At 36.3% G+C, this 2592-nt stretch carries 4 protein-coding genes; 1 reads left to right on the top strand and 3 read right to left on the bottom strand.

What is annotated here, in order from left to right:
• On the bottom strand, positions 1–262 hold a 262-nt coding region (locus MK115_RS09090), incomplete at its 3' end, for a P-loop NTPase family protein (RefSeq protein ID WP_287610891.1).
• A gap of 57 nt (positions 263–319) precedes the next feature.
• A complete protein-coding gene (locus MK115_RS09085) occupies positions 320–1702 on the bottom strand; it encodes an RNA-guided endonuclease InsQ/TnpB family protein (protein WP_007303670.1) in 1383 nt (460 codons plus the stop codon).
• 54 nt (positions 1703–1756) lie between these two features.
• Between MK115_RS09085 and tnpA the strand changes: the two genes are divergently transcribed.
• Positions 1757–2167: an IS200/IS605 family transposase gene (gene tnpA, locus MK115_RS09080; RefSeq protein WP_048324600.1), complete on the top strand. Its 411-nt coding sequence runs from the start codon at positions 1757–1759 to the stop codon at positions 2165–2167.
• 152 nt (positions 2168–2319) lie between these two features.
• On the opposite strand, the gene MK115_RS09075 is transcribed toward tnpA, so the two are convergent.
• Positions 2320–2592, bottom strand: a 273-nt coding sequence (locus tag MK115_RS09075; RefSeq protein WP_287610888.1) for a hypothetical protein, incomplete at its 5' end; no start/stop codon positions are given.

The raw sequence follows: 2592 nt of genomic DNA, 5'->3' as shown, positions 1-2592 counted from the left end.
TCCTGTTTACTTTTTCACGATAAATATCAGAATTTAAAGAAAACTGATTTTTTGGTTGTCCAAATGAAATGCTTAAAAAAGGTTCATCGGCTGTTGTAGAAAGAAAATTATGAGCCTCATCAATAACCACTACACATTTTTCTAAGGTTCCAAAGTATTTTCTAATCCAAAACAAATCAGAAAGATAACTATGAGGAGCTATGACGATTCGTGCGTGGTTAGTTGCTGCTCGCATAGCACCAACAGGACAAGTACCTTTCACTTTAATACTTTGTAACTCATGCTTATGTGACGACTCCCGACACTGAACGGAGTACCGTTACAGTGCGGGCTTCTCCAAGCCTCGAAAGACAGAGAGAACTTCCTTAGAGGTAAGATGAGTAGTAGAATCAACTATTACGATTTTACCTTTACGGCGTTTTATAGTAGGGAACTCGTCCAGCCCTACTCGTTTTATATTGATAGCTGCTGATATATCTCTATCAACAGAAACTTGTTCAATTTCATCCCAATATTCTCTGATGCTGCAATCAGTAAAAACAAATTCATCACGATAAGGCAACAGTTGGGATGTATAGGCAGGATTGATTTCAATCACAGCAACTCCAGCTTTTTCAGCTATGTAGTTAAAGATTGAAAAGAACTGTCCAAAAGCAGCATCAGACCAGGATTTATTAAGCCCTGATTTGGCACTTTGCCCGTTTGGAAGATATTTCCCATTGTCATCTTGCACGGGCTTATTTTTGCGACTTAATCCTTTAAGATTAAGCTTTTCATGAAAGAAAACTTTTTTTCCTGTTTTTAGCAGCTTATGTGCTGTAGAGTAAGCATGATCTTTTCTTGCCCTAGCAATTCTCTGATGTTCTCGACTTTCTCTTTTAGCTAGTTTTCTTCTGGACTTACTTCCCTTTTTCTTGTTAGCCTTTCGCTGTGAAATTTGTGCTAATCTTGCTTCAGATTTACGAAGAGATTTAAGAGAAGAGAGTTTTTTTCCGTCAGAAGTAGCCAGATAATCATCTTCATAAAGAACAGCATCTAAGCCCGTTGAATTATCCCAGTTAGCTACAATTTTATCTTTGTTAAACTTAGGAATAGTAGGGTCATCAAGCCTTAGATTTACATACCAACCATCAGCTTTTTTGATAATCTGGGCTTGTTTGAGGATTGCTCCATCAGGTAAATATCGGTGCATTCTTACTTTAATTAACCCTATTTTTGGAGTTTTTAAGTAAAGATATTTTTTACCAACAGAACAAGAATGAATACTTAATCCTCCTCCTTCAAATACCATTGACCGAAATCGGTTACTAGATTTAAAGCGAGGTTTACCTGATCTTTTGCCATTACTATCCCCTGAGATATAACGAGAAAAAGCTTTATCTACCCGTTTACAAACTTCTTGTAAAGTCAAAGAGGGAACTTCTGATAAATCTAATTTTTCTTTTGACCATTGAACAGTTACCACATCTTTTTTAAGAATAGGTAACTGTTTTTTTTGTGAGTAGTAATTGGGTTTTTCTTTTAGTTCAGGGAGATGACAAATAAGAGGACAAGAATTAACTGCACATCGATTTTGTTCCCACCACTGGAAACGTTCACCCAATTGCCGATTAAACCAAAAACGACAGACTCTCAACCACCTATTCAAGGTGATTTTTTGGTTTGTCGTTGGTAAGATTCGGTACTGATAGGTGTACTTCATCAGAGTAGAATATATATTATACTCTGATTATAGCTATTTATCCTGGGAGTGTCAATGAATAAAGATTTTGTTTCCAGTGGTAGGTCGGTCTCTGACTTAAAAGCACATTTAGTATTAACTACCAAATACCGTAAAGATGTTTTTACAGGAGAAATGATTGAGCGTGTGCATGAAATTATGTTTGACTTGTGTAAAAAATGGGATTGTAAGCTGATTGAATTTAATGGAGAAGCCAACCATGTTCATCTTCTTTTCCAATACTATCCTCAAATGGAATTACCCAAGTTTATTAATAGTATTAAGTCTGTTTCGAGTCGTAAAATTAGACAAGAATATTCAGAACACCTTAACAAGATATATTGGAAAAAGGTTTTATGGAATGAGTCTTATTTTATTGCTTCATGTGGTGGTGTTATTATATCAGTTCTTAAAAAATACATTGAAGGACAAGATAAGCCCCAATAAATTATTTGTAAAAAGGGAGGGCATCGAACCCTCCCTTTTTACCGCCTATCATCCCGACACTAAAACATCGGGGGTACTCACCTACGGTTCGATAAATCCCCCTCGTTTATAGTGCGGGGCTTCTCGGCGGTTAGCTAAATAGTAACTGTGTTTCATTTTCTGCTAGATAAAATCTCCTCAGCAGCAGCTTCGAGTCCACTAACCAATATCATCCTTTCATGCGCTTTTCCCTCTAATCTACTTACCGATTCATAAGCCCTAGAAATGGCATTTAGCCAGTTTTCTGTTATCGGTTTACCGTTAGAAAAACCATCCATAATCTGATTACAAATAACTCTTAACCTATCAGCAGAATCTAAATTATCTTGAATTGCCTTTAAATTCCTATTTCTAAGCTGATCAACCATTATTTTTCTATCGGCTTC

Source organism: Prochlorococcus sp. ALOHA_ZT_50 (assembly GCF_022447305.1).
Lineage (GTDB): Bacteria > Cyanobacteriota > Cyanobacteriia > PCC-6307 > Cyanobiaceae > Prochlorococcus_A.
Note: the sequence above shows the minus strand (reverse complement) of the source record. Positions and strands in the feature narration are given on the sequence as shown.